Consider the following 26,939-nt stretch of genomic DNA (forward strand, 5'->3'; position numbering starts at 1 on the left):
GCAGCACTCGTAGAAGAAGGAGCAGAAGGGCATGACCCAATTTGTACAGTTTCATGGGCGTCGTCGTGGGCGATGCGAGGGCCAGGGGCAACCTGCGCCTGGTGCTCTTCACCCGCTGGCCAAAGCTGCCTTTGCCGAAACCGGCAGCCCGCTCTCACCCGCGCGGACCAGTGGCTCGCAGCGCTTCCTGCAGGGAGGACTCTCGGCGCCCATTACGGTAACCTGGGAGATCACGGCAGCCTGCAATCTGACTTGCGTGCATTGCCTCTCATCCTCCGGCAAGCGCCGTCCGCGTGAGCTGACGACAGAGCACGCCCTGGCAGTGGTCGATGAGCTGGCCGAGATGCAGGTCTTCCAGATCCACTTTGGCGGCGGCGAGCCGTTCATGTATCCGGGCATCTGGCGCGTGCTGGAGCGCTGCCGTGAGCGTGACCTGGTGATGTGCGTCAGCACGAATGGCACCCTGATCACGCCTGAGCGCGCTCGCCGCCTGGCTGCTCTGGAGCCAATTTATTTTCAGGTCAGCCTGGACGGTGCCACCCCTGAGACCAATGATCGGATTCGTGGGCAAGACGCCTTTCGGCGAGCCATGCGTGGTCTGGAGCGTCTGGCTGCCGAGGGCCTGAGCTTAACCGTCAATAGTGTTCTGACGCGCTATAGCTTCCCCGAATTGGATCGCCTCTATGAGATCGCCGGCAGCTTTGGGGCCAAACTGCGTGTGACACGTCTGCGCCCTTCTGGACGAGGGCGCGCGGTATGGGAAGAGCTACACCCCACCCGTGAGCAGTATCGCAGCTTTGTGGCCTGGCTGCGTGAGCATCCCGATGTGTTAACTGCTGACTCATTTTTCCACCTGAATGCCTTTGGCGAACGCCTGGCGGGCCTGGATATGTGCGGCGCGGCGACTGCCACCTGCTGTATCTGTCCTGAAGGCGAGGTCTATCCCTGTGCCTTCTTTCAAACGCCCGAGTTTGAGGCCGGCAACTTACACGAACAGAGCTTTCGTGAGATCTGGCGGCACTCGCCGGTCTTTGCTTTCTACCGCCAGATGGGAGCCGGCTCCTGTGGCGGTTGCTCACGCTACGATCTTTGTCATGGTGGCTGTCCAGCTACCAAGTGGTTCGTCCAGCGCAGTCTGCAGGTGCGTGATCCCGAGTGCGTGCTCACTGACGTCCCTCATCATCTGCCGCTCGCTTTGCAAGAGGCCTCGTGCTCGTCGCCAGCCAGATCAGAGTACGTTTTCCCGCAACAAGCATAGGGTAGGAAAAGATAACAGTGGCGCTAGAGCAGCGAGAAGATCGTCAATAAACGAGCGCGCGAATCAAGTTCCTTAACGAAACGTCACTCGCAGGCAGCGGTGATCAGGCCGGGCACAGCTCGGGAATGGGCAGTACTGGAGCAGAGGGTAGACTGCCAGGCTGCTCCCTTTCCTCTTAATCGTTGCTGGCCTGCCGCTGCCTGCCTAGCGGCGTTCGAGGCTACGCAGAAATGTCAACACGGCGCGGTTGAAGGTCTCGGGGCGTTCGAGATTGAGCATGTGGCCTGCGCCGTGGATGACCACCTTCCTGGCATCGATGATACCGGCTTCCAGGAGATCGGCCTGGGCTTGCATTTCCAGCGAGTCGGCATCGCCGATCAGGATCAGCGTCGGCTGACGGATATCGGCCAGGCGCTGCAAGGCGGGCGGCTTGAGTGGCTGTCTGGGTGCTGGATTCAGATAGTGCACAAAGCTGTAGTCGCGCAGCAGCTCGCGGTAGCGCTGAGCGGCCTCGGGATATTCGTCCTCCTGGGGCATTGTCGGGTCTTTGGCCCACAGCTCATAGAGCTGTTCCTTATCCCCGGCCCGTGCGGCGGCGGCGATGCGCGCTCCACGCTCGCGTGTCTCCGGTGTATAGTTATCGTAGCCGCTGATGTTGGCGGCGGCCAGAATCAGGGCATCGACCATTTCGGGATAGGTCAGAGCGAAATCGATGGCTACCCTGCCGCCCAGCGACAGACCCAGTAAGTAGGCGTGGTCGATGGCCAGATCGTTGAGAACATCGTAAAGATCGCGGACATCTGAGTACTCGACGTTGCCCATTGCCGAGCGACCGAAGCCGCGCCGATCGTAGCGTACGACCTCGTAGTGCTGAGCAAACTCCATGAACTGCAGGTCCCAGGAGCGATGGTCAAGCAGCCCGCTGTGAAGCAAAACGAGCGGGTGCCCACGTCCAGCGACCTCGTAGTAGAGTCGGGTGCCGTGAGCTTCGATAAAGCCCCATTCAGGTTGCAGAGTTCCTGCCATGCTCTATCTGCGTCACCTCCTTTCAGCGGTATCGTTAGGCCACCGAAGGTGGAGAAGATGCTCGGCCTGAGTCGGATGGTTGAGCAAGCTGGACGACTGTGGGGCAGTGGCATTTTTCCATTGTATCACAGCCAGCAATGGCCGCCAGGTGCGCTGTCGCCAGCAGCCAAGCAGCAGACCGAAGGCGTAGGCGCAATCCTCTAACAGAGCGTAGCAGGCAAACGCTAATAGACCCAGACGCGGACGCAGGCGGGTGTAATCAACGCCTACGACTATGGCCTGGAGGAGGCCAACCAGCACCAGTAGTGGTGGAAAGAGCGGACTCGCTGCCAGGAGCGCGAGGGTATAGTAGCGCGTCAGATGACGACACAGGTGATAGGTGTAAGCCAGGTAGCTGCGTAGTGTGGCCTGCCAGAGCTGCCAGACTGTCAGCGGCAACTGAGCCAGTTGGAGACGCTGACGGCGGTGCCAGGCGCTGGCAGCGGGCAGCAGCAGCGCCAGCAGCGTCAGCAAGAGCGAGACACTTGCGCGCCCCGACTTGCTTGTGTGGGGCAGGCCCCCAGGCTTGCGCCGCCGCAGGCTAGCCGCCACCACAGTGCTGAAGAGCCGCCAGAGACTGCCGAGCGTCAGCACAGCAAAACTTGCCTCGCGTGGCGGGAGCAGCAAGACCCGGCGCTGCTGTGGATGAAGCTGTTGGAGCACGGCCTCGGCAGAGGCGTAGTGCACGCGCGTCCCCAGGAACGTCCAGAGGCGCGTACGGTAGTCATGGTAGACCACGCCCTCTGGAGCGGGCCAGTAGCGGATGCGCCAGCCCTGAGCAAGCAGCCGATAGCAGAAATCAACATCCTCGCCGCAGGTCAGGGGAGCAAAGCCTCCCAGGGCCTGCCAGATCTCGCGGCGCACGAGCAAGCAAGCTGTGGGAAGATAAGTGAGCGGGCCGCTCAAGCGCACCTCCTGTGGCTGCAGGCCCATGAAGAGCGAGGAACGGACATCCTCATAGCGTCCCAAGGCACTGCCAGTTTCATAGGCGCGGATTTGCCCGCCGACGGCGGCCACCTTTGCCTCGACGAAGAGTGGCACCAGGGTAGTAAGCCAGTCTGGCGTCACGACGCAATCGTCATCGAGGAAAGCCAGAAGCTCAGAGCGAGCCGCGGCGGCGCCGCTATTGCGAGCATCAGCGGCGCCCTGACGCCGGGCATGGTGCAGGCAACACAGTCTTATTCCGCGGCTGGCGAAAGCTGGGGCGAGACGGGCGAGCACCGCTGGCGTCTGATCGTGCGAGGCGTCGTCGACGACGATGACCTCCAGTGCGTGCACAGGGTAGCGCAGCCCAAGGAGGGCCTGCAGGCAGCGAGCAAGCTGGCGGGCGCGGTTGCAGGTAGGAACGATCACGGAGACACCTGGCCACGAGCGCGGTGGTGGTGGGGGGCCGGCCTCCAGTAATCCTCTAGCGCTGAGCTGCTGGCAAAGGGCAGAGACCCGTCCGGGGGCCAGTCCGCTCAGGCGGGCCAGTTCCACGTCGCTGCGCTCTTGACGGCACAAGCTGAGCAATTGCCAGGCGTGCTGGCCAAGGCGCAAGACGCGCAATGGATGGGAAGTAATGACCAGTCCCCCAGGCTGACCGTCTGTTCCCTCTAGCAGGCGCAGGCCCGGGGCTAGACGATAACAGCCCGGTGCCGGATAGCGGTAGCTCTTCGTGCTCATCACGGCTCCGCACCTTCTCCTTGTTGGGCAATGAGCTGCAACAGCTGACCCGGGGTCACAGGAGAGACCGTCTCACCCAGGTCCTGAAGCGCTTCCCAGAGGATAGTGGGCGTCAGGCGCCAGGCCAGTACATAGAGCTGGAGGAAGAGCGGACGCCGACGATGGATGGCCTGCATGCCTCTGACAAGCTGCACCAGCTGAGATCTGCTGCTGACAAGACCCAGATTGTGATAGACGGGCAGCCCGCTGATTTTCTTATAGCTTAGAAGCAGGCCACCAGCTCCTGTGAGCAGACCGCGCAGCCCTGCAGGCCGGAGAGCCTCGATGAAGGCGCGCTGGCCCGCAACGTTAGACATGCGCATGCTGGCCGGGAGCGGGAGGCCCAGCTGCTGGCGCCAATCGCCGTCGAGCACCTGTAGCAGGGTGAGACCCATCCCTGACAGCAAGCGCTGGCTATGCTCCAGAAAGGCTGGAAGCTGAGCGGTTGGCCAACGCGAAGGGAAAATGTAGGCAGCGCCGCTGGGACCAGCGATCAGCTCGTCCTGGGGGCTGGCCGTCTCCAGATAATAGGCAGCCAGGGCGGGAGCAGCCTCCAGGAGTGCAGGGGCAATCGTCCAACCGAGCGGCAATCTGCCGCGGGCCGGATCGCGCCAGAGATGCAACATACGATGTTGCGTGTATTGCAGGTTATCGCCATCACTGATCGTCAAAGAAAGATAGACACGCGGCTCCAGAGCTGGCAGAGGGCGCTCGTCCTGCTGACGGCGATAGCCCTGGGCCAGAGCCTGGAGGTGGTTGATCAGCTCTGGAGGTTGCAGCGCGTTCCAGACCTCCAGGTTGCTGCAGTGGTCGCTTGCCAGGACCGCCACGGCCCGCCCCGAGGCCAGCGTTACCCCGCTTCCCTCGTCTGGAAACCAGCCCAGATGGACGCTGCCGGGGAGAAGCTCGGCTAGCAACTCCTCCAGCAGAGGGCGCTGCTGGCCCGCAGAGGGTTGCCAGGGGCGCGAATCTAGCCAGTGGACAAAGGTACGTGTAGCCACCAGAAAGGAGCGCAGGCCGCCGGCAATTGCTGGGTCCATGCCGGCCAGAGAGCGCCGCGACCTCTGGCTCTGGCTAGCCGTGCTGGCCCAGCGATAAGCCAGGTTCTCACTCGGCCAGTGCGGGAGGCGCAGATCCTGCAACACCGGCTTTTCGCCGGCTGCTTGTTGCAGCAGAGGCAGCAGCTCAGGGGCTGTCACCACTCCTCTTTGGATACCGGCCAGGGTGGTTGCCACATTCACGCTGGCCGGGCGCCGCGGATCATAGATGATGAAGCCAGCAATGCGTGCCTGAAAGCGAGCGATCAGCTCTCTGAGCAGGATCTCCCCTCGCCCTTCCAGCCTTTCCAGCTCCACGGGCCAGGGAGCAATGGCGGCTTGCAGCCAGAAAAGATCATCATCATAGGTTGCAAGGTAGAGCTGCGGCTGTGGCACATTGACCAGGCCGGCCAAGGTACTGGCGGCCAGCTTGACCGCGAAGGGTGCATCACGCAAATCGGCCACAACCAGGGCTTGAGGCACTTGCCAGCGTGGGAAAAAGGCAGTCGCTGGCCAGTCAAGAGAGGACGACGCCGCGCTCCGCTCAGCATCCATAGAGGGGAACAGATCCTTTCTGGGCGGAAGCCGGTGCCATCTCCTGCCTGCAGCCCCGCCGGGTGTGAGTGGGCGATGAGTGGGCAGTGAATGACACTGGCTGACATCACTTTCTGCCAGAGGATTATAGGGTATCAAGCAGCCTTCGTCAAGGGAAGGAAGCTCATCCTCAGCTGTTGGCGCTTCGCAATAGACAAACCCAGAACGAATGCTGTATTGACCAGCTCACATCTCTGGAGTATGCTACTATACAAGCCTGCGAAAGCAGCGAAGCTGAGCAGAACCTGGCTACCGCGTCGCCTCAACGTTCGGTAGCTTTTTCCTCCTGCTGTGACTACTTGCAAGAGCATCTACATTCTGCATTGCTGTTGAGACCCAGGGCCGGGTCGAGAAAGGATTGAAGCATGCCAGAGAAAATGTTTGCTCCCGAGCTCTTCAGGCCTCCCGTCGAGTTCCCAGAAGTTCCCTATGATCACCTGCTGCGCAGAGCGGCGGAGCGTAATCCCGATGGGCGGGCCATCATTTACCATGACCTCAGCCTGACCTATCGAGAAGTGGTCTCGATGGTGAACTGCATTGCCAATGGGCTGTACAATCTGGGGCTGCGCAAGGGCGAGCGGCTCTGTATATTTACCCTCAATCGACCGGAGTACACCGTTACCTTCATTGCCGCGGCCTCCATTGGTCTGATTGTCACCCCGATGAATCCCTCCTACAAAGAGCGCGAGATTGCCTATCAGCTAGAGAACTCGGAGGCCAGCGCCATCCTGGTGCAGCGCGAGTTACTACCGTTGCTGCAGGCGGTTCTGGCGCAAAAGTCGCTGCCCAATCTGAAGCATATCATTGTCACCGGCAGCCATGTCCCCGAGGGCCTGCCCCAGGCCATCCCCTTTGGGCGCCTGCTGCGCGAGTCCTCGCCGAAGGCGCCGCCGGCGGTCCCGATCGATCCCGATGATCTGCTGGCGCTCCCCTACTCCTCGGGCACGACTGGCCTGCCCAAAGGAACGATGCTCACCCACCGCAATCTGGTTTCCAACAACCTGCAGTTCACCACAGCACTCCAAACGACCTTCACCGATGTAGCTCTGCTCTTCCTGCCTTTCTACCACATCTATGGCGTCATGCTGACTGGTAGTTTCCTGGCCTGTGGGGCGACGCAAATCGTCATGGAGCGCTTTGATATGCTCCAGTCTCTTGAGCTATGCGAGAAATACAATGTCACCTACTACTTTGCGGTGCCTCCGATTATCCTGGCATTGGCTAACGCTCCCATCGATCTGAGCAAGCTCAAGAGCGTCAAATACATCTTCTCTGGGGCGGCTCCGCTGGCTCCGGAGCCAGCCCGCAAAGTCCAGGAAAAGACCGGTATTCAGGTGGTCCAGGGCTATGGCCTGACCGAAGCCTCGCCGCTCACTCATGCTCAGCCGAAAGATCCAGCTCTGGTGCGGCTGGAGAGCGTCGGCCTGCCCGTACACAATACGGAGCAGAAGATAGTCGACCTCGAGACTGGTACGCGTGAGCTGCCGGTGGGTGAGGATGGTGAGATCATCATCCGCGGCCCCCAGGTGATGAAGGGCTACTGGAAGGCGCCCGAGGAGACGGCTCAGACCCTGCGCGATGGCTGGCTCCATACGGGTGACATTGGCCATGTTGACGAGGACGGCTACACCTATATTGTTGATCGCAAGAAGGAGATGATCAAATACAAGGGCTTTGGCATTGCCCCTGCTGAAATCGAGGCCCTCTTGCTGGAGCATCCTGCGGTCATGGATGCGGCGGTGATCCCCGTGCCCGATCCCGAGGCCGGCGAGGTGCCCAAAGGCTTTGTCGTCCTGCGTCCAGGTCAGAGCGTGACGCCCGACGAGCTGATCGCCTTTGTCAATGGACGCCTGGCCGGCTACAAGCGCCTGGGCTTTGTCGAGTTCATCGACTCCATCCCCAAAGTAGCTTCTGGGAAGATCCTCCGTCGCGAGCTGAAGGAGCGCGAGCGTGCCCGCCGCGCCGCCGAACAGCAGGCGCTCTAACCCGAGCAGCAGCAGGCCATAGCAAGGGCCACCAGGCCGAGCCAGTCTTTCTGTCTACCTACCTGTCTATCGGCTTGTCCGCCTGCGCCAGGCTGCCGAGCATTGGCCAGGTCCAGGCAAGCAGCGGACAAGGTTCATCTCGGCTGAAGCAGGCTGGTGCCGGGCCTGCAGGAGATCTTGACTGAAAAACAGGGTGAGAGCGCTGGCTCCTGCCAGGAGGCCGCTCTCACCCTGCCTTTTGAGGCACCCGCGATCTGGTGACTTCCTTGTGGGCTTGTGCTCGCTCCGTGCGATTCGTGGCGCGGCAGACTCTACCAACCAGTCCTTAAAGCGTGCTCAGGAACATGCCACGGGCCAAAACCTCGCCTGCCAGCGTCATGACGACGATCAGATAGAGCATGCCCGTAGCCGATTGGAAAGAGCGCTCGCGCGCCAGCTTCCAGGTGAGGGCCCCCAGCACGAGCGGAAAGGCAAAGCCAAGCAGAATGTGCAGCCAACCAAGGACATCCATGCTCAAAGGACTGACCGTCGGGGCGCCAGCTGGTTTGATCGCTGTTGGAGTACCTGAGACGGCTGGTGTGGGCGTCAGGGTCGTAATGGCTGTGGCCGTAGCCTGAGCTGAGTGGGTGACGGCGGTCGAGGCTGCAGGGCTGGCCACAGTAGCACTGACCAGCGCCAGGATAATCTGAAGCACAATGGCGATCAGGACCACTGCCGTGCTGAACAGGAGCGGACGCTCGCTCAGGGCCGGGGTGACAAGATACCAGTGGCCGAGCCACATCGAGGTCATCACGCCGCCGACGGCCAGGGCCGCGATAAAGAAACTCAGGACAGTCAGGGCTTCCCCAAGCGGGGAGGGAGCTAGCGGACGGTAAATCATGCCCAGGACTAAGAGCATGAGCAAACCAGCCACTGAAGCCAGGCCGCCACTTAGCAGCCGTAGGAGACGTACCATAGAAAATTGCCCTGCTTCCCCAGCCTGCGCAGCTTTCTCTTTCCCATCGACACCGGCCCGCCGGTCCAGGATCAGGAAAAGCAAGTAGGGAAGCTGCAGTAGCAGGAAGGCCAGGAGCGCCGGGTCGGCATAGCCAGTCCACTGCTTATCAAGTCGCAAAAAACTGTCCAGCAATGGTTGAGAGGCGAAGCTCTGCTGGAAAAGATAGGTGAGAGCGGTAAAGAGGAGGTAGATGATAGAGAAAAAGAGAAGGAAGCTGCGCCGCACCTCACTACGCCAGTCCAGCACGTAGAGCAACAGGAACGAGCCGATGGCCAGCTCGCTCATGACAATTGAAAGCACCAGTGGGAGTGTCTGTATCATGCCGGAAACATATCCTTTTAGCTCGCGTCTTCCATTCGGGTGATACCGACAGCCTGGCCAACAGAGAGCAGCAGCCAGCAGCGGCCCTCACCCTGACAGATTATACTCCTCCTTCGCTAGCCGGGACAATCTGGCAGTGGGCCAGGCTGTCGTGCTCTGGTTAATCCCCTGGTTAGCCTGGCTGTCTCTCTCTACTCTGGCCTCCTCCTGTTCCGGGAGGGGAGTGTACGGCTCCGCTGGCTCTGCAACTTTTCCACCAGCCTCGCGTATTTGCTACGGCAGCGGCAGAGAGAAAGAAAGCTGGCGGCGCAACAGTAGCGTTGTATCTCTGGCTTTCGGGGTTGTGTGGAGTGAGGAGATCTGCAGCTGTAGGGCATGCAGGATGGCGGGATCTCCTACCGTCCAGGTCACTCCAGGTAACGGGCATGGAGCCAGGGGAAGCAGAAGCTCTCTGGCTGTTAATCACTAAAGGCCAGGGGCTGAATGAAGGAAGTCCGCTCAGGCTCAGGGGCGTCTCCTGGTGCCCTCTGACGGGCGAGCACGAGAGTTGTGGCATTGAGGGCTATTCCGAGAGCGAGGGGGAGAAGAGGAATAGCTTTTGCTGAAGAAGTAGAAGAAGATGGACGCAAGGGAGAGAATCGGCTATGAGCCAGCAGCGCATGATGTTCTCACCAGATGAGGAGCCACAGCCGGCGGGTGAGGAGCAAGCCCAAACCGAGAGGGAGCCGCGCTATACTCCACCTTCTTTTTGGGACGCCAGCTATGAGGCCCACGCGGCTTTTGGGAAAGTGCAACCAGGCTCTTCTTCGCTGCCAGCCTGGCAGCTTGCTTTGATAGTCGTTGTTGTCGTCATCATCGGTAGTCTCTTTATCAGCTATCTCAACAACCTCCTTGGCCTGGGGCTCGCGCTGGTTGCCCTTATCGTGCTGGGGGGCATTGTTGCCTTCTGGGGCTTTAGGCGGGTAGTCACCCTGCCTGTCAGCCGCTTCGAGGTCACCGGGCGTCCGACGCTCACCGTTCGCAATCCGGCTGGCCCCATCTCCATTCATCGCGGGGAGAGCCACACCAATACGATTGAGATCCTGGCAACCAAGTATCTAAGTGGTCTCTTGGGCGAACGCGACGAGCTGGTCGTTGACTGCCAGCAGAGGGAGAACACGGTTAGCGTTGCTGTCTCGGGCCTCTACCGACCTTCCTTTTTGCCCGCGAATCTGGGCTATGTCCGACTGGATATCTGGGTGCCTGCGGTCTGTGACCTACAGATCGAGGGCAACGCTGGCTCTGTCCAGGTCCTGGGTGGTCAGGGACGGCTGGCGGTCAAGACGAATGCTGGGACAATTACCGTGCTGCAGGCCACACTTGACGATCGATCGAGTCTGGAGACCGATGCTGGCACCATTACTGTGCAGCAGAGTCGGCTCTGCGGACAGGTTTACTGCCACACGAATGCAGGTGCTATCTCCTTTGGCGGGACCCTGGAGCCCGGGGGGCAGTATCAGATGACGACGAACGCGGGTACAATTGATGTTACCTTGCCGCCTGACACGCCGCTGCTGCTTGCCGCCTCTTCCAACCTGGGTGGCGTGACCAATGAGTTCGGACAGGCCCCTGTCGGCGCTCCTCCTCGGGCCCAGCTCCAGCTGCATACCAATCTTGGCAGCGTAACAGTCCGCCGCGCAGGGCCACCTGTTCCCTGAACATCTCAAGTCCCTTATGCTCGCGGGCTTGATTGCTTGATCATAAGCAGCGTTTTGAATAAAAAGTGAGAAGAGAAGGAGGAAGACAAAATGAGCCACTTAGAGCGTCAAATCGTTTCCTCGGGCTCGCCCTACGAGCCAGTCATCGGCTTCGCGCGGGCGGTCCGTCTTGGAAATATGATCGCCATCTCGGGCACTGCCCCACTTGCCCCAGATGGCAGAACAGTGGCGCCTGGCGATGCCGCTGCTCAGACGCGACGTTGCCTGGAGATTATTCAAGCAGCGCTGGAGCAGCTGGGCGCCGATCTCTCGGCGGTGATGCGCACCCGTATCTTTCTAACGCGCGCAGAAGACTGGGAGCAGGTAGGCCGTGTTCATGGTGAGTTCTTTGGCGCGGCGCGTCCAGCCTCTACTATGGTGCAGGTGGCGCGCTTGCTTGATCCCCAATGGCTGGTAGAGATTGAGGCCGATGCCCTTCTCCCGGGGGGTGCTTCGTAGGGAGATCGGAGGAGAAGAAGACCTCACAGGAGGCGCTGCCCGGGTTGCGGCGTAGCCCAGATTGCGCAAGCTGAGCAAGCAATTGACAGCGAAGCAACAACTTCCCTAGACTTATAGCGCAAGAAGCAGGTGAAGCCGGCAATCTGCCTGCTCTCGCCCTTGACCGGCAGACCTGAGCAAGGCCATGACCGTGCGCCTGGTGCGCGCGGCCTGTGTTGGGAGGAACCCCTGATGCTTCGTTGTCCAAATCCGCGTTGTCAGGCCAGCTATCCTGATGGCACCTTCCAGTGTAGCAAGCCCTTCTGTCAGTGTTTGCTCCCTGGGGCAGTCGTTGCAGGGCGCTATACCATAGGGCAGCTCCTTGGGCTTGGAGGCATGGGAGCGGTCTACCGTGCCAGGGATGGTTTTGATGAGCAGGAGGTCGCACTCAAGATCCTCTCGCTCCACATCTCGAACATGGATATTTCCACCGCGGTAGAGCGTTTCAAGCGTGAGGCTCGCTATGCCCATCAGCTACGGCACAGGAACATTGTGCCGGTGCTCAATTTCGGTCAAGATGGGCGTCTGCTCTACCTGGCCATGCCCCTTGTCACGGGGGGGACGCTCAAGGCCCTGCTTAAGGATGAGAAGCCGCTGTCGCTAGAGCTGGCTTTGCGCTATCTCGGCGATCTCGCTGAAGCGGTCGATGCGGTGCATGCTCATCCGCAGCGCATTGTCCATCGCGATATCAAACCCTCGAATCTCCTCATTCACCAGGACGACGGGCGGCTGGTTCTGACCGACTTTGGCATTGCGCGGGCGATGGAGAAGGAGGTGCCACTGACGCAGCGAGGTTGGGCTTTGGGTACCCAGCACTATATTGCCCCTGAGCAAGAGAAGGGGCATACTGAGCCGGCGAGCGATATCTACTCGATGGGAGTTGTTGCCTATCAGATGTTCACGGGCTTGTTGCCTTTCCAGGCCATCGTGCGCAGTCACTCAGCTGAACTGCCACCGCCGAGCCAGCTCAATTCGGCCCTCAATCCTGGGGTAGATGCTGCTATCCTCCGGGCCATGCACATTGACCCGGCGCAGCGCTGGCCGAGCGCCCGCGCCTTCGCGGAGGCTGTGAAAGAGGCCCTGGTCGAGGCCCCAACCGTGATTGTGCCGCCGCCAGAGCGCAGCAGTCCCTTGCGCAGCGGCGCCAATGTACTGGTGCGTACTCTCATCCCTGAAAATCCCTGTGGAGCCTGTGGGCGAGAGAACCGTCCCGGCTCGCGCTACTGTCGGCATTGCGGCCAGACTCTCAATGGAACCTCACCGCTCGTGATTGACGTCTGCCAGGTCGGCTATATAAGCGACGTAGGACGGCGCTACGTCGCGCAAGACAACGAAGACATGCTGCTCATTGTCCAGGGGCTTGGCCTTGGTCTTGGGCTGCCGCCGCGTCCGTTCGGCCTGTTCGGCGTTGCCGATGGCCTGCGCGGGCCAGAAGGGCGCTCGATCGGGGGACATGAAGCCAGTCATCTGGCCATTGCCACCGTGGCTGACGTCCTCATCCCGCGTCTGACCGCCCTGCCACTCAGAGTGCAGCATGGAACGAACCTGCAAGCTGCACAGCAAGCCGAGTTCTGGCTGCGGGAAAGTGTCCTACGTGCCAATCAGGTCATCTACCACTCGAATGCTGACTACAACACGTTCATGGCCAGCACGCTGACCGTGGCTCTGCTGCATTGCCACTATCTCTATGTGGCCAGCGTTGGCGATAGCCGGGCCTATCACTTTATTCCCGGTAGAGGGCTGGAGCGTATCACCCGCGATCACTCACTGGCTGCTAACCTGGTTGAAGCAGAGCTACTGGCACCCGACGATCTCTACAGCAGCGCCCGGCGCCATCGCCTCTACCGCTATTTGGGCCTGGCGTCCCATCTGCAGATGGACTTCTTCAGTCGGCAGGTAGCGGTAGGTGATCTGATTCTCCTCTGTACCGATGGCCTCTGGCACATGCTCCGTGATGAACGCTTGAGCGAGCTGCTGGCGCGTGGGGGAGACCTCCAACAGCTGGCCCGCTTGCTGGTTGATGAGGCCAATCGCGCCGGCGGCGAAGGCAACATCAGCGTTATCCTGGTGCGCGTGCAATAGAACGCTCGTCTTGCGTCTTCTCCGCTTGCGCCTCCTCTTGCCTGCGTCGGGAGACAAGAGGTGCTGGCTGGCCTCCTTTCGGCCTTCCCTCCCTTTAGGGACAATGACCAGGGGGGCTTTATTCCCGTCAGGAGCAGAGAGATGCGCCCCCCCGATGTTGCGGGCTATCTACTCAGTTACCAGCGTCCAACAGCGCAGCACCTCGGCCACACTCCAGGCCTGGGCGAAGCAGCCGGCAGGAGTAAAAGGAGGCTCTGGCTCGGCCACCTCGCTGACTGTCCCCAGGCAGGCGTCCCAGAGGTGGTGCACCAATGGCTCCAACAAAGGCAGGATAGCCTGGTTGTCTTTGTAGACATGGAGGTAGGCATCGGTATAGGCGCCGATGAGCCAGGGCCAGACTGTCCCCTGGTGATAGGCGCTGTCGCGCTGGCGTTGATCGCCATTGAAGCGAGAGCGATAGTGAGGATCGTGGGGGCTGAGCGTCCGTAGCCCAAGGGGTGTCAGCAACTCGGCCCGCACACGCTCAACAATGCTGCGAGCCTGCTCGTCGCTCAGCAAACGACGCGGCAGGGCCACGGCAAAGAGCTGGTTGGGGCGCAGAGCAGGATCGTTCTCGCCCGCCCGTCCATCGACATCGACCACATCGTAGAGATAGCCCCCCTCGGGGTACCAGAAGCGCTCAGCGAAATGCTTGCGCACCTGGATGCGCAGCTGACTATAGCGCGTGGCATCAACGGCCAGGCGCACTGCCCAGCTCTCCATGCAAGCCAGGGCATTGTACCAAAGCGCATTGATCTCCACAGGCTTGCCGCGACGCGGCGTCACCGGGCAGCCATCGACGCGGGCATCCATCCAGGTCAGCTGCAGATCGCTTGTTCCCAGTCCGACAAACAGCAAGCCATCGCCCTCGTCCATGCCAATGCCGTAGCGTGTCCCGCGAATATACCATTGCAAGATCTCCTCGAGGGCGGGAAACAGCTCCTTCAGCAAGGTCCAGTCTCCGGTGGCGGCCAGGTAGCGATCAAGGGAGCGGAAGAGCCAGAGCGAGGCATCGGCGGTATTATACTCCGGAGCCGCTGCGTTCTCGGGAAGGCGGTTTGGCAGCAAACCTTGATTGGCGGAAGAAGCAAAAGCCTTGAGCAGGCCTCGGGCCTCGCTATAGCGGCCAGTACTCAAGAGCAGGCCGGGGAGAGCGATCATGGCGTCGCGCCCCCAGACCTCGAACCACGGATAGCCGGCAATAATGGTCTTGTGATCGGGCGAGAGCTGCAAATAGCGCTTCCCCGTAGGAGTGAGCACATACTGCGGACGAGCCACGATAAACTGGTCTGCGGCCACTACCAGGCGGGCGCGGACAGGATCGCGCTGGGCCAGGTCCTCAACGCTGCGATCTGCCACAGCAAGGAGCTGCTTGAGACGGCGGCGATGGTGCGCATACGCCTGAGCGACCTGCTCCTCGTGCTGTGGGCTGCCCAGAGCCGCGGGTGGCTCCTGCTCAGCGCTCACTACGAGCGTCACTCGGTCACCGGGGATCAGCGGGAGATGGAAGACGCCAGGCAGATAGACATCCTCCTCGCATGGCAGGCCACGATCACGATCATGACGGTGAAGGACCCGCCAATACCAGAGTCCCCGTGGCTCAAAGCGAGCTGAAGGACTGATGATCAACTGACAGACGGGGGTGTCAGCGCTAGCGCGGATGCGGTAGCGGCTCCCATCCTGCTCGACCTGAAAATGCCAGCCAGGATCGCCGCGCAGCGTGCTATGGTGGCTACGCGCGACGCAGAACGGCAGCAAGGTTAACAGCGATGGCTCCCGCGCCTGCTCGCTTCCCTCGTCATAGCTACCATGCAAAGTATACTGAACGTACGTCGTATTCTGCCCGTATTCCATCCAGATGCGCTTCTCTAGAAAGAGAGCGGCCCCCAGGCGATAACGAAAGCAGGGAATGTCGCCTTCGAGACAGACGCTGTCGAGGTACGACATTCCCTGTGGATCAAGGGTGCCATCGTGGTACTCGTTGACCCCCAATTTTAGGACCGTGCCCTGGGGGAGGCGAAGCTCCTCATCGACCTTCGTCACGAGTACCCAACGCTCAATCGGCGGGCGGAGGGCAGCGACCAGCAGGCCGTGATAGCTGCGCGTGGTGGCTCCGAGAAGCGAGCCAGCGGCGTAGCCGCCAAGGCCGTTCGTAACCAGCCATTCGCGCTCCAGGCCCGCCTGAACGTCGCCGCAGATGGCGCGACCAAGCGAGAGATTCCATGCATTCAGCGAAGTGCGCTTCATTGCGCTAGTCTCAGACTGTTGCATCATGGCCCTCGTTCCCCTGGCGCTAAGATGGAGGCCTGTGTGCCGCCGAAGTGCTCCCGAGCAAGCTCCACTTCAGGCGTGCGCCTGCCTCCCCGATCCTGCTAGTGATCTCTCCATCCATTGCTCTTCTTGCTGCACGAGCGCTGGTCAAGCGAGGCAGCGTTTGAAATAGGCATCGATCTAGCTGGCTTGCGGACGGCCCACCAGGCGGGGGCGGGCCGGCAAAGGCGAAGGCGAACCGTCAGGTGATAGAAAGCAGCCTGCCCTGTTCTAGCTCCAGTCAGGAGCTTAGGGGTGTGGTAGCTCGCGCAGAGCGGCCTTCATGCGCTGCAGCGCGGTCTCAATGCGCTCCTCGGGAGCGGTCATCGAGATGCGCAGATAGCCCTCGCCGGCGGCGCCGAAGTTTGACCCGGGAGTCAGCAGTACACCGGTCTGATCGAAGAGCCAGCTGGCAAAATCGCGGGCCTTAAAGCCTGCTGGCACCGCTGCCCAGACGTAGAGGCCAGCCTGCGTCTGGCGCGTGCGCAGTCCCAAGGAATTGCAGCCGGCCACAAGCAAGTCACGGCGGCGGCGATAGACAGCGTTTCGCTCCTGTATCCAGGAATCGGGCAATTGCAGAGCCGCGATGGCTGCATACTGGATTGGGCGGAACATCCCGCTATCGACGTTACTCTTGAGTCGCCCCACAGCGTCCACAACCTCGCGATTGCCAACGAGCCAGCCGGCACGGAAGCCAGCCATATTATAGGTCTTACTGAGCGAGTGAAGCTCAACGGCCACCTCGCGTGCTCCCGGAATCTCCAGAATGCTTGGAGGGCGCTGTTCGAAATACACCTCGGCGTAGGCCATGTCGTGCACGATCAGCAGGTCGTGCTGTCGAGCAAAAGCGACTGCGCGCTCAAAAAAAGCGTGGTCGGCGCAGGCAGCGGTTGGATTATTTGGATAGTTCAGCCAAAGAAGGCGGGCCTGGTGCAGTACCGAGGAAGGAATGCTTTCGAGGTCGGGCAGATAGTCATGGCTTTCGCGCAGCGGCAGCAAATAAGGTTGAGCGCCAGTACTGGTCGTGCCCGTCACGTAAACGGTGTAGTTGGGGTCGGGCACGAGGGCCACATCGCCTGGGTTGAGCACGGCCATTGCCACATAGGCTAGACCCTCTTTTGACCCCAGGAGCGGCAGAGTCTCCTCTTCTGGCGTCAGCGTCACGTCGAAGCGCCGCTGGAACCAGGCGACGAAGGCTTCGTGGAGGGCGCGCAGGCCGCGATACTCGGGGTAGCGATGGTTCTCTGGATCGTGGGCTGCCTGGCAGAGCCGTTCAATGACGGCGGCGGGGGCAGGCAAATCAGGATCGCCCATTGACAGATTGATCACATCAACCCCTGCCGCCTGGCGGGCGGCCAACTTCTTCTGGGTTTCGGCGAAATGATAGGGAGGTAGACTCTGTACAAGGCGTGATAGCTGCACGGATGGCTCTCCTTTTGCGTTCGCAAGCAAGATCAGGCCGAAGCCGCCAGCATACTTACGGCGGCAGCGGCTCACCGGGGCGGTGGCCTACTCAGCAGGAGCGGCCTCGTACCAATTCCGCCCCACTTTGGTTTCCACCTTGAGCGGGACCTTCTCCGTAATCTCCGGGATGTCTTCCATAATAGTCCGTACCAGGCGGCGGGTTGCCTCCAACTCCTCCACTGGCACCTCAAACACCAGCTCGTCATGGACCTGAAGGATCATGCGCGCCTTCAAGCCACGCTCCTGCAGAGCATGGTGAATACGGATCATTGCGATCTTGATGACATCTGCGTTGGTGCCCTGGATGGGCATATTGATCGCCTCACGCTCCAGGGCCTGGCGCTCCGGTCCGCTGAGCGTTCGCAGGTCTGGCAAGAAGCGTTTGCGCCCAAAGAGCGTATTCACATAGCCTTGCTTGTACACCTGGTTCAAGGTTGCATCGACATAGCGCCGCACCTCGGGAAAGGTCTCGTGATAGCGCTTGATGAAATCGTTGGCCTCCGCGTTACTCATGCCAGTCACCTGAGCCAGTCCGAAGGCCGACTGGCCATAGAGAATGGCATAGACCACGGTTTTGGCCAGACGGCGCTGCTCAGGCGTGACCTGACTCACTGGTACATGGAAGAGGGAGGCGGCGGTGATCGTATGAATATCTTCGCCTTGCTGGAAGGCTTCCACCAGACGCTTCTCGCCTGTGATGCGCGCCAGAATACGTAGCTCGATCTGGGAATAGTCGGCGGTGAGCAGAAGGTAGCTCGGGTCTGCAATGAAGGCGCGCCGAATCTGGCGCCCGATCTCCGTACGCACAGGGATGTTCTGCAGGTTAGGATTGCTGGAGGACAGCCGCCCGCTAGAAGTCACCGCCTGATTGAAGGACGTGTGTACGCGCCCACTCACGGGGTCCATCAGGGCCAGCAAACCATCGACGTACGTAGATTTCAGCTTCGTGAGCTGGCGGTACTCCAGCAAGACATCGACCACTGGATGAAGGCCCTTGAGGCTTTCAATGACCTCGGCGCTGACAGAATACCCGGTACGTGTCTTGCGCCCTGTCGGCAGCTTTAGCTCGCCAAAGAGAACCTCAGCGAGCTGTCGCGTTGAATTGATGTTGAAGCGATGCCCGACTGCGTCGTAGATCCTCTGCTCCAGGAGGCGAATCTGCTCGTTGAGACGCTCGCCGAAGTCGCGCAGAAAGTCGGCATCCAGGGCCACCCCGTGCAGCTCCATCTGAATCAGCACATCCACAAGCGGCATCTCGATGCGCTCGAACAGCTTCCAGAGGCCCTGGCGCAGCAATTCGCGTCGCAGTGGCTCTGCCAGGCGCAGGGTCATGTCGGCGTCGGCCCCGGCATACTCGGCGGCGCGCACTGCCGAAACCTGGGCCATGCTGATGGCCTTGCTGCCACTGCCGATGAGCTGAGCAATAGGGGTCATCACGTAGCCCAGGCGCTGGAAGACTTGCTCTTTCAGTCCCAGGCCGCGGCGGCCCGGATCGAGCAGGTAGGCTGCCAGGAGCGTATCGAACGTGAGTCCCTGAATGCGTACGCCGTAGCGCGCCATCACCAGCAGATCGTACTTCGCATTATGCATATATTTGGCGATATACACATCCTCCAGGACCGGGCGCAGTCGCTCCAAGGCGAGTCGTAAGGGAAGCTGGGTCGGTGGCTCTTCGCCGTCGAGTGTCCGCTGGTGGCCAAGAGGGAGATAGTAGGCCTCGCCGGGGGCCATACTGAAAGCCAGCCCGACCAGCTCGGCCCGCCACGGGTCTTCAGAGGTGGTCTCGATGTCAAAGGCAAAGGCGCCCGCCTGGCGGAGGCTGTGCACCAGGACCGTGAGCGCCTCCTCGCTGGTGATGAGCAGCGTGCTAGTTGTTTTCTCGCTGACCGGCTCAAGGAGCGGAAGACTTGCACCGACGGCTGGCAGGCGGAGATGGCGCACCTCTGCCTCTGCCTGAGCTGGCAGCTCAAAGAGCGCCAATTGCTCTACCTGATCATGGGCGTGGTCCCTCTGCTGAGACGGCAACCTGCTGGCAGGCTCCTGAGACGCGGAGGTGAATTCCACGGCGCTCCCCGGCTGGCCAGCCTGAGTGAGCTGATGTGGTGGGCGTGGCGGCTCCAGAATTGGAACAAGGCCCAGTGGTGCGCTCTGCTCGTCGTGAGCGTCATCCCCGCGCTGAGCGCTTGCCGGCTCTCTGGGTTCTGGCTGTCCTTCAGCGAGGGCGAGGGCCTGTTTCTGGCTGCCTGCCTTGTCGTTGCCCCTGGTATCGCCGAAAGTGCCACCGGGAGCGGGCAGTCGATCGACCAGCGAATGAAACTCCAGGCTGCGAAAGAGAGCGAGGGTCTTCTCGCGATTGAAGCGTTTGATATCGCAAGCGGCCAGATCAAGCTGCACGGGAGCGTCGCGTACAATTGTGGCCAGGTGCTTGCTTTGGAGCGCCTGCTCGCGTGTCTCGCTGAGGGCTTTCTGCTCTTTCGGTTTCAGCTCGGCCAGGTGTTCCAGCACTGCCTCAAGGCTGCCGTAGGTGGCGATCAGCCGGCTGGCAGTCTTCTCCCCAATCCCAGGCACGCCGGGAATATTATCTGACGGGTCGCCGACCAGGCCCTTAAAGTCTGGCAGCTGTGCCGGCTCAATGCCATAGCGTGTTTGTACCGCGGCCCGGTCGTAGACTGTCACCTCGCTGATGCCGCGTTTAGCCACCATCACGCGCACGCAGTCATCGACCAGCTGCAGCGTATCCATATCGCCGGTCAGAATAATGGTCTCCAGACCTTGCCCTGTTGCCTGACGCGCCAGTGTTCCGAGCAGATCGTCGGCCTCAAAGCCGTCCAGCTCGTAGACAGGAAAATTGAAAGCCTGTACCAGCTCACGGATACGCTCAAACTGCGCGCGCATCACTGGTGAGAGCGGAGGGCGCTGCGCCTTGTACGTTGGAAGAGCCTCATGACGGAAGGTACGCGCCGAGCGGTCGAAGGTCACAGCCACATAGTCTGGCTGCACGTCGGCCAGCGCCTTCAGCAGCATGCTGGCGAAGCCAAGGACTGCGTTCACAGCCTCGCCGCTGCTCGTCGTCAGCATCTCCGGCAGCGCATGAAAGGCCCGGTGGATCAAAGCATGTCCATCGACCAGGAGCAGCTTTTTGCTGCTCTCACCACACCGAGGCTTCTCCTGTGCTCTTGAAATGTCGCGTTCACTCATACTTTCTACTCAACCCTTCAGGCCACACAAGCTCCTCTCATGACTTGCACGCTCACCGCTTTGCTCCCATTGCAGCCTGATCCTCGCGCACTCAGGAGGCAGCCGTGGCCAGGACCCGGTAGGCTGGCTGAGAACGGACCTCCCAGGCGCAAAGGCTAGCCGCCGTCTGAGACCCGTCCTCGCTGGCGCGGATCAAGGCGAACGTAAACTGTGTGACCTCACGCAGCGGCGAAGTTGTCGGCGCAGGAGGCCAGTCTGGAGAGCGCAACCAGGCTAAGGTCGCCGGAGTGATCTCCTCCGGTGTAGGTCTGGCCAGGCGCCACGTCCAGGTACCCGTATTCAGATAGGATTGGTGGCTCTCGGCGAGCGGCTCCATCAGCCACGCATGAGTATGGCCGGCCAGGGCATAGCGCAGGCGTGGCTCACGCTGCAGCAGGGCACGCAGACCGGCGCCGGTGGGGCCTGTCCCCTTGGGGACTGTTGGCCGTCCCAAGATGCGAGCCACTGCTTCCAGCAGGGTCTTCTCAGTTGCGGTCGGCTGGCTTGCCTGGGCCAGCGCTTCCCGCAACAGGGCATACTCCTCCAATAACGCTGCCGTAGCCCGCTGTTCGTCCCAGCCAGGCACTGGCTGCCAGTCACCTTTCTGGCGCTCCATATCGCCCTGGAAGGCGGCTAGATCTTGCATTGCCTCCTCGAAAAGGCGCAAGGCGTGGCCCTCCTCGTGCGCGCGTAGACCGGCCAACGGCTGGCGCGGCTGGCTCAACAGCCCAACAAGATTCGTCACCACCTCACGCAGCAGCTCAGGAGCCAAGAGACTCAGCAGCGCCATCTGACGTGGGTAGCTGAGCGATGGCTCCAGGTGGTCGAAATACGGAAAACGGCGATGGATCAGCGCCCCCGCCTCTTGATAATACCACGAACCAGGGGAGAGCAGAATCTCCTCTGGAAGAGGCAGGGGCTCACCGCTGGCAGTCCACAGACCAGCGCAGCAGTGATTCCAAAAATCATATAGATTGCCGTGTTCTATGACGATTGTTGGCAGCGGTTCGTAGCGTGCACGTGGCCAGAAGCGGAGCCGCTCCTCGGAAGCCTCCGGCCAACCCACTGCCTGGCGCAGACGCTGCTGTACCGCAGGCCAGAGCAACTCAATATCGTGATTGCCGGGCACAAAGGTTACACGCCGTTGGGGCGCTCTCAAAAACTGGGCTAGGGCTTCAAAGAAAGGCCCATGAGCGGCGATGATCTGCTCTAGCTTCTCCAAAGCCTGGGCCACCGTCCGAGTGCGATCATGCCGTAAGGGGGCAGCCGCCAAAAAATCAAAGCCGTCGCCATTGATCACCAACTCGACTCTCTCAGCGGCCCCTTCCTCGACGAGGAGGCCCCCGGGAGCAGCGGCCCGTAGGAACCCTTCCCAGGCGCGTTGTTGCTTCTCGGTGAAGCCCTCGAAAGGCTGTTGGCCATGAGCAAGGTGGAGATCACTGACGACCAGAATGGTCACAGACATCAAGAAAGAACCCCTTCCAGTCCTTCGTGTGTGCGGACCGCTCGGAAGCCGAGCACGCGCTGTCTTCCCTTCTTAGGAAACATTCTGCCGGATGGCCCCCAAAGCGGCAGCCGTAGCAACCGCTTACTTCCAGAAGAAGAAGGCAGACGCCAACCTGACATCTGCTCCATTTTAGTACGTTTGTGCGTAGTTGTATAGTGTAGTTAACTGGCAGACAGCGTTCAACTGTTCTGGCCTCACGGGAGGATGCTACCCCCAGGGATATACTCTCGTATAGAGGGACCGAAAAAACGTCTGCTCGTGAATCGCCAGATGGCACCCCTTCCGGGCTTGACCGGGAGGTGATCCGCCTCTCTCCGACCAGCAAGGAGAGGGTGGCATGCCTGGGGTGTCAGAGGAACGCTGGTGATCACGCCTGTTACGAGCTAATCCCAAAGAGTAGGAGAGACTGCTATGGCTGAGGATCTGGAAGAACTGCTCACAGTACGTGAAGTTGCGCGCCGTCTGCGCGTGGACGATACAACGGTGCGTCGTTGGATCAAAAGCGGAGCCCTGGAGGCGATCACCCTCCCCCATCGTGGCAAGCGCCAGGCTTACCGTATCAAGAAGTCCACGCTGGATGCGCTCATGCGAGGAACCACCCCTGCATCGTAGGAGGTCCAGCCGCCGCCGGATCGCAAATCTTCTCTTGCCCAACCGGCGGCGGTTGGCCCAGCGAGCGGGACCCCAAGTTTCCAACCTGCGCCGTACCCCCCGCCGGCGCAGCCCCCCTCGCCCCTCCATGCCGGCATCAATCGAGATCACTTCCCCTCTCCGCGATGGCAAGGCCACAAACAGAGAGAGCGGATGACAGCTAAGCCAGGTACCACGGACCAGCGATGCGCGAATCGCCATCTTCACCGGCCCAATCCCCTTCACCACCATTTCTTTGCTCAGATGCTGCTTGCAGCCGAAGATCAATCAACTGGCTTCATATCTGCAAGCGATTCCTCTCTTTCAGGTCAGAGCAGTCAAAAGTCTATTTTACTCTTCCACAGCATTTATCTTATAGATACATCTATATTTATGCAATAGGGATCAGCGCTACACTAGAGATAGCGGAGGGTCACCGATCGAGACAGCGGCAAGCCAAGCAACCACAGAAGGGAGAGACACACTTGGTCAAGATCGCCATCACTGGCGGAGCTGGGTTTATCGGGGCACAGCTGACACGTGCCTGTCTGGACGCTGGTCACCAGGTCATTGTCATTGACTCACTGGCCAGCGGTGCAAGGGAGCGTCTTGATCCACGAGCGCGCTTCTACCAGCTAGACATTCGGGACCCGCGGTTACACGCTGTGCTCCAGATGGAGCGTCCAGAGATCGTCAGCCATCACGCGGCCTGTCGTTCAGCGCTGCAGCCTGGTCAGCGTCCGCTGACCGATGCTGACATCAACCTGCATGGCCTGCTCAACCTGCTTGATGGCTGCATCGCGGCCAACGTTGGTCGCATTATCTTTGCCTCTGGCGGCAACGATCTCTACGCTGGCGAAGGCCAGGCGCTTCCTCTCACCGAAGAGGCCCTGCTCTGTCCACGGCGTCCTCTCGACATTAGCAAACTTGCCGGAGAATGGTATATTCGCTACTATAGCCGCCACTATGGAATAGAGCATGTTATTCTACGCTATGCTGATGTCTATGGAGAAACTGACAGACAAAGTGCCCAACATCCCCTAACCGAATTCATCTACAGCCTGCTAGAGCAAAAACGGGTAGTTATTCGTGCTCCCCAGGGGGAGAGACGCGACCACATCTACATCGCCGATGTGGTCCAGGCCCATCTCCTGGCGCTCGAGCGAGGCAGCAACCGGACCATGCATATCAGCAGCGGCAGGGGAACCAGCCTTGAAGAATTCTACCAGCGTGCAGCAGCCCTGCTTGCCAGTGAAGTGCCACCGCTCTATCTCAGCGAGCGTGGGCGGACGGGGGCGGCCATTGCACTCGACAACAGTCGGGCGCGGCAACTCCTCGGCTGGCAGCCGAGTGTTGACCTCGAAGAGGGGATACGGCGCACTGCTCAAAGCATCTGCGCCAGCCTGGGCCACAGTCTGCCGCCCGTACCGCTCCAGCCTGTTCTGGCGCGTTCCGTCGAAGCGGCGCCGTCCGCGCACCTGGCCGCCTCGGCCTCGGCCTAGCGTGCGGACCCAGCCAGAGAAGCGGCTATCTCATCGCGTATGGACTGCCGCTGGCCCTCGGGCGAAGAGAGTGGTCAGCGAGAGGGAAAGAGATCAGCGAGCGAGCAGACTGCCATCTTTCCCCTCGCTGGCGCAGTAACAGCGGCGACATCGGACCGGACACCGAACTCATCAGCCCCGTTGCGGCCACTCCCTCCACCGCAACGGGGCTTCTCTTTGAGGTGAAAGCCAGCCGGAACCGAAAAAAGAGCAAGCAGGTGCGCTGGATGGGCCGCCTGCATTTCGATCCGACTGGCTGATTCAGCGGCTGAGTCCTTACCAGCTCGGGCTGGAAGAAATTACTGTTGCAAGCCGCTTACCACACGCGCATACTTCTCAGCCAGCGCCTGGGCCTGCTCGCTCGACTCTGACTCTGCCACCACATGGAAGAGCGGTCGATCAGCATCGGGCAGCACCAGCACCCACTCCTTGCTTCCCAGATCAATCTTAATCCCATCGATTGGCTTAGCCCGTCGCTCGCGATACTGCTCACTCAGGATACGCATAACCTTCCCCTTGTGCTCCCAGGGGCAAGCCACGCGTGTGCGGCTCAAGTAGTAGCTAGGCAGATCATCCACCACCTCAGAGAGCTTCACCTCAAAGTAGGCCAGCAGCTCCAGCAGCTTAGCCACGGCCATCATGCCATCGAAGGCGGGCAGGAACTCCGGGAAAATGAAGCCCCCTTCACCATCGCCGACCAAGACCACCCCTTCGCGGCTGGCGGTGGCCATCAGGGCTTGGGGCAGAACGCGCGTATGCAGGATGTAGCCATCATAGCGCTTGGCGATATGCTGGAGGGCGCTGGGAGCGGTGACCGGGGCCGCCACTGTTGCCTGGTGGAAGCGGCGCAGCATCAGGCTCGTCATCACCGCCAGCATCTTCATCCCGTCCAGGATGCGCCCGCGATCATCGACCACCGCGATGCGCTCGCCTGCTGGATCGATACGGACACCCAGATCCGTATGCAGGGCTGCCGTAATCGTCGCCAGGCGCTCCAGATCGCGCTCCACCTCATCCTTCGTACGGGTCACCAGCGACTCATCGGCGCTCGTATTCAAGATAATGACATCCACACCGAGGCGGTTAAAGATGCCGGGCAGCAGCTGCGTCGTACTGCCGTGGGCATAGTCCATGACGATCTGGAACTTGCGCTGATGGATCAGCCCCTCATCGACCACCTTGTGGAAGCCCTCCAGATAGAGATTGAGCACACGCTCATTCTCCTGGACCTCGATCGACCCCAGGTCGTCGATATAGACGCGGCGGAAATCCTCACGGAAGTAGAGGTTTTCCACCTTGCGCTCGGTCGCCTTATTGATATCGAGACCGTACTGGTCAAAGAACTTAATGTCGACAATGCGCGGATCGTGAGGAGAGAGGCGCACATGGATACCGCCGACGGCCTCCGTATTCCGCACATAGTAGCGGGCCACCGGAATCGGTACCTGATTAATGTCGTGGACGTTGATGCCAGCCGAAGGGAGGCCGGCCACGATTGCCCGTTTAATCATCCGTGACGTGCGGTGTGATGAATCGCGATTGACAGCGATAATGCTGCCTTTAGGGAGAATGGCGCCGTAAGCTGCGCCAAGGCTGGCGGCGAACTCAGGAGTCAGATCGATATTCACCAGACCCGTTACCCCGTAGCGTCCAAAGAGACCGCGTCTCCCCTGCGAGCCCCAGATGATACTATTATTGACCACGGCGCCGGTCTCGATCTCCTTATCGGGCCAGATCTTGACGTTAGGCTGAATAATGGCGCCCTCCTGGACGATCGAATTATCGCCGATCACCGAGCCTTCGAACATCACCGCCTTGCTCTTAATGCTCGTCGACGAGCCGACGAGAGCGCCGCGCAGCTCAGCTCGCTCACCGATATAAGAGTTATTCCAGATGATGCTCCGGTCGACCTGGGCGCGCTCATCGATGATCGTATAGTGGCCGATGATGCTCGGCCCGTGGATGATGGCGCCCGACTTAATCTTGCAGTCGTGTCCCAGATAGACCGGGCCATAGAGCTGAGCATCCTCAGCGATCTCCACGCCCTCTTCGCACCAGATACTGTTGCCAATATGGCGGCCAGGAATCTCGATCTGGACCCGTCCCTGCAAAGCATCGGCGTTGGCGCGCATATACTCGCTCAGGTTCCCCACATCGCACCAGTAGCCGCTGGCGATATAGCCATAGATGGGGTCACCCTTTTTGAGCATCAACGGAAAGAGATCCTGGCTGAAGTCGAAGGGCTTATTCTTCTCGAAGTAGGTCAGCACGCGGGGATCGAGCACATAGATGCCCGTATTGATCGTATCGCTGAAGACCTCGCCCCAGCTAGGCTTCTCCAGAAACTGCGTGATATGGCCATCCTCGTTCGTGATAATGACCCCGTACTCGAGTGGATTATGGACATGAGCGAGCGTCAACGTTGCCAGCGCTTGCTTTTCCTGATGAAAGCGGATGATATCGCTCAGATTATAGTCGGTGAGCGCATCGCCACTGATCACAAGGAAAGGCTCGGTCAGATGCTCCTCAGCGTTTTTCACGCTGCCGGCGGTGCCGAGCGGAACATCCTCGCGAGAATAGGTGATGCGCATGCCGAACTGCGAGCCATTGCCGAAGTAGTCCTCGATATTGCTCGCCAGGTATTGGACCGTGACGATGACCTCGGTGATGCCATGTCGCTTCAGGAGGTTCAGGATATGCTCCATGACGGGCTTGCCCACGATCGGCACCATTGGCTTGGGGCGCTTAATGGTCAGGGGACGTAGGCGAGATCCTTCCCCTCCGGCCATAACAACCGCTTTCATGACTTCTCTCTCCTTGGCGCGGGGTTGCTCATCTGGTCATGGAAACTGCAACGGCGCAGCAGGGGGCTGCGCCGTGGTCTACTGCCTGCCTCATTGCTATTGTACCTCACAGCAGAAGGCCGCTACAAGG

General features: G+C 60.5%; 16 protein-coding genes. 7 read left to right on the forward strand and 9 right to left on the reverse strand.

What is annotated here, in order from left to right; genetic code table 11:
* Positions 1 to 31: 31 nt before the first annotated feature.
* The gene (gene mftC / locus N688_RS06295) at positions 32 to 1,258 is read left to right on the forward strand and encodes a mycofactocin radical SAM maturase (RefSeq protein ID WP_081838576.1); all 1,227 of its coding nucleotides are present in this window, start codon (positions 32 to 34) and stop codon (positions 1,256 to 1,258) included.
* 204 nt (positions 1,259 to 1,462) lie between these two features.
* Here the strand turns inward: mftC and N688_RS06300 are convergent, their stop codons facing one another.
* From N688_RS06300 to N688_RS06310, 3 genes are read right to left on the reverse strand one after another with little or no spacing between them, the layout of a single operon-like run.
* Entirely contained in the window at positions 1,463 to 2,284 is an 822-nt protein-coding gene (locus N688_RS06300) for an alpha/beta fold hydrolase (protein ID WP_052888486.1), read from the reverse strand.
* Positions 2,285 to 2,296: 12 nt separating this feature from the next.
* Entirely contained in the window at positions 2,297 to 3,988 is a 1,692-nt protein-coding gene (gene mftF, locus N688_RS06305) for a mycofactocin biosynthesis glycosyltransferase MftF (RefSeq protein WP_052888487.1), read from the reverse strand.
* A complete protein-coding gene (locus tag N688_RS06310) occupies positions 3,988 to 5,619 on the reverse strand; it encodes a GxGYxYP domain-containing protein (protein WP_052888488.1) in 1,632 nt (543 codons plus the stop codon). Before N688_RS06310 ends, mftF begins: the two co-directional genes overlap by 1 nt.
* A gap of 404 nt (positions 5,620 to 6,023) precedes the next feature.
* On the opposite strand from N688_RS06310, the gene N688_RS06315 reads away from it, so the two are divergent.
* The gene (locus N688_RS06315; protein WP_052888489.1) at positions 6,024 to 7,643 is read left to right on the forward strand and encodes an AMP-binding protein; all 1,620 of its coding nucleotides are present in this window, start codon (positions 6,024 to 6,026) and stop codon (positions 7,641 to 7,643) included.
* A gap of 325 nt (positions 7,644 to 7,968) precedes the next feature.
* Here the strand turns inward: N688_RS06315 and N688_RS06320 are convergent, their stop codons facing one another.
* Positions 7,969 to 8,961 (reverse strand): hypothetical protein, encoded by a 993-nt coding sequence (locus N688_RS06320; RefSeq protein WP_052888490.1) that lies wholly within the window; start codon positions 8,959 to 8,961, stop codon positions 7,969 to 7,971.
* A 644-nt stretch (positions 8,962 to 9,605) separates the two neighbouring features.
* Here N688_RS06320 and N688_RS06325 point away from each other — a divergent pair.
* The 3 genes from N688_RS06325 (at position 9,606) to N688_RS06335 (ending at position 13,277) form a co-directional block, all read left to right on the forward strand.
* The gene (locus tag N688_RS06325; RefSeq protein WP_052888491.1) at positions 9,606 to 10,658 is read left to right on the forward strand and encodes a DUF4097 family beta strand repeat-containing protein; all 1,053 of its coding nucleotides are present in this window, start codon (positions 9,606 to 9,608) and stop codon (positions 10,656 to 10,658) included.
* A gap of 90 nt (positions 10,659 to 10,748) precedes the next feature.
* Positions 10,749 to 11,156, forward strand: coding sequence for a RidA family protein (locus tag N688_RS06330; RefSeq protein ID WP_052888492.1), 408 nt, complete (start codon positions 10,749 to 10,751; stop codon positions 11,154 to 11,156).
* 231 nt (positions 11,157 to 11,387) lie between these two features.
* Positions 11,388 to 13,277 (forward strand): protein kinase domain-containing protein, encoded by a 1,890-nt coding sequence (locus tag N688_RS06335; protein WP_052888493.1) that lies wholly within the window; start codon positions 11,388 to 11,390, stop codon positions 13,275 to 13,277.
* Between the two features lie 168 nt (positions 13,278 to 13,445).
* Here N688_RS06335 and N688_RS06340 read toward each other — a convergent pair whose 3' ends face one another.
* From N688_RS06340 to N688_RS06355, 4 genes are all read right to left on the reverse strand, one after another.
* Positions 13,446 to 15,590, reverse strand: coding sequence for an amylo-alpha-1,6-glucosidase (locus tag N688_RS06340; protein ID WP_081838577.1), 2,145 nt, complete (start codon positions 15,588 to 15,590; stop codon positions 13,446 to 13,448).
* Positions 15,591 to 15,875: 285 nt separating this feature from the next.
* Positions 15,876 to 17,048, reverse strand: coding sequence for an LL-diaminopimelate aminotransferase (locus N688_RS06345; RefSeq protein ID WP_052888494.1), 1,173 nt, complete (start codon positions 17,046 to 17,048; stop codon positions 15,876 to 15,878).
* Positions 17,049 to 17,135: 87 nt separating this feature from the next.
* A complete protein-coding gene (gene polA, locus N688_RS06350; protein WP_052888495.1) occupies positions 17,136 to 20,288 on the reverse strand; it encodes a DNA polymerase I in 3,153 nt (1,050 codons plus the stop codon).
* Positions 20,289 to 20,379: 91 nt separating this feature from the next.
* Positions 20,380 to 21,792, reverse strand: a complete 1,413-nt coding sequence (locus N688_RS06355; RefSeq protein ID WP_052888496.1) for a metallophosphoesterase — start codon at positions 21,790 to 21,792, stop codon at positions 20,380 to 20,382.
* A gap of 453 nt (positions 21,793 to 22,245) precedes the next feature.
* Between N688_RS06355 and N688_RS06360 the strand changes: the two genes are divergently transcribed.
* Together N688_RS06360 and N688_RS06365 are read left to right on the forward strand one after the other, a co-directional pair.
* Positions 22,246 to 22,446: a helix-turn-helix domain-containing protein gene (locus N688_RS06360; protein WP_052888497.1), complete on the forward strand. Its 201-nt coding sequence runs from the start codon at positions 22,246 to 22,248 to the stop codon at positions 22,444 to 22,446.
* Positions 22,447 to 22,949: 503 nt separating this feature from the next.
* Positions 22,950 to 23,966 carry an NAD-dependent epimerase/dehydratase family protein gene (locus N688_RS06365; protein WP_052888498.1) on the forward strand — a complete coding sequence of 339 codons (1,017 nt, stop codon included), beginning with the start codon at positions 22,950 to 22,952 and terminating at the stop codon, positions 23,964 to 23,966.
* A 338-nt stretch (positions 23,967 to 24,304) separates the two neighbouring features.
* Here the strand turns inward: N688_RS06365 and N688_RS06370 are convergent, their stop codons facing one another.
* Complete coding sequence (locus N688_RS06370; protein ID WP_052888499.1) at positions 24,305 to 26,809, reverse strand: mannose-1-phosphate guanyltransferase; 2,505 nt, start codon at positions 26,807 to 26,809, stop codon at positions 24,305 to 24,307.
* Positions 26,810 to 26,939: the final 130 nt, after the last annotated feature.

Source organism: Thermogemmatispora carboxidivorans, assembly GCF_000702505.1.
Taxonomy (GTDB): domain Bacteria; phylum Chloroflexota; class Ktedonobacteria; order Ktedonobacterales; family Ktedonobacteraceae; genus Thermogemmatispora; species Thermogemmatispora carboxidivorans.

Coding starts and splice junctions, on each gene's coding strand:
- mftC (WP_081838576.1), top strand. CDS start 32: ATGACCCAATTTGTACAGTTTCATGGGCGTCGTCGTGGGCGATGCGAG.
- N688_RS06300 (WP_052888486.1), bottom strand. CDS start 2,284: ATGGCAGGAACTCTGCAACCTGAATGGGGCTTTATCGAAGCTCACGGC.
- mftF (WP_052888487.1), bottom strand. CDS start 3,988: ATGAGCACGAAGAGCTACCGCTATCCGGCACCGGGCTGTTATCGTCTA.
- N688_RS06310 (WP_052888488.1), bottom strand. CDS start 5,619: ATGGATGCTGAGCGGAGCGCGGCGTCGTCCTCTCTTGACTGGCCAGCG.
- N688_RS06315 (WP_052888489.1), top strand. CDS start 6,024: ATGCCAGAGAAAATGTTTGCTCCCGAGCTCTTCAGGCCTCCCGTCGAG.
- N688_RS06320 (WP_052888490.1), bottom strand. CDS start 8,961: ATGATACAGACACTCCCACTGGTGCTTTCAATTGTCATGAGCGAGCTG.
- N688_RS06325 (WP_052888491.1), top strand. CDS start 9,606: ATGAGCCAGCAGCGCATGATGTTCTCACCAGATGAGGAGCCACAGCCG.
- N688_RS06330 (WP_052888492.1), top strand. CDS start 10,749: ATGAGCCACTTAGAGCGTCAAATCGTTTCCTCGGGCTCGCCCTACGAG.
- N688_RS06335 (WP_052888493.1), top strand. CDS start 11,388: ATGCTTCGTTGTCCAAATCCGCGTTGTCAGGCCAGCTATCCTGATGGC.
- N688_RS06340 (WP_081838577.1), bottom strand. CDS start 15,590: ATGATGCAACAGTCTGAGACTAGCGCAATGAAGCGCACTTCGCTGAAT.
- polA (WP_052888495.1), bottom strand. CDS start 20,288: ATGAGTGAACGCGACATTTCAAGAGCACAGGAGAAGCCTCGGTGTGGT.
- N688_RS06355 (WP_052888496.1), bottom strand. CDS start 21,792: ATGTCTGTGACCATTCTGGTCGTCAGTGATCTCCACCTTGCTCATGGC.
- N688_RS06360 (WP_052888497.1), top strand. CDS start 22,246: ATGGCTGAGGATCTGGAAGAACTGCTCACAGTACGTGAAGTTGCGCGC.
- N688_RS06370 (WP_052888499.1), bottom strand. CDS start 26,809: ATGAAAGCGGTTGTTATGGCCGGAGGGGAAGGATCTCGCCTACGTCCC.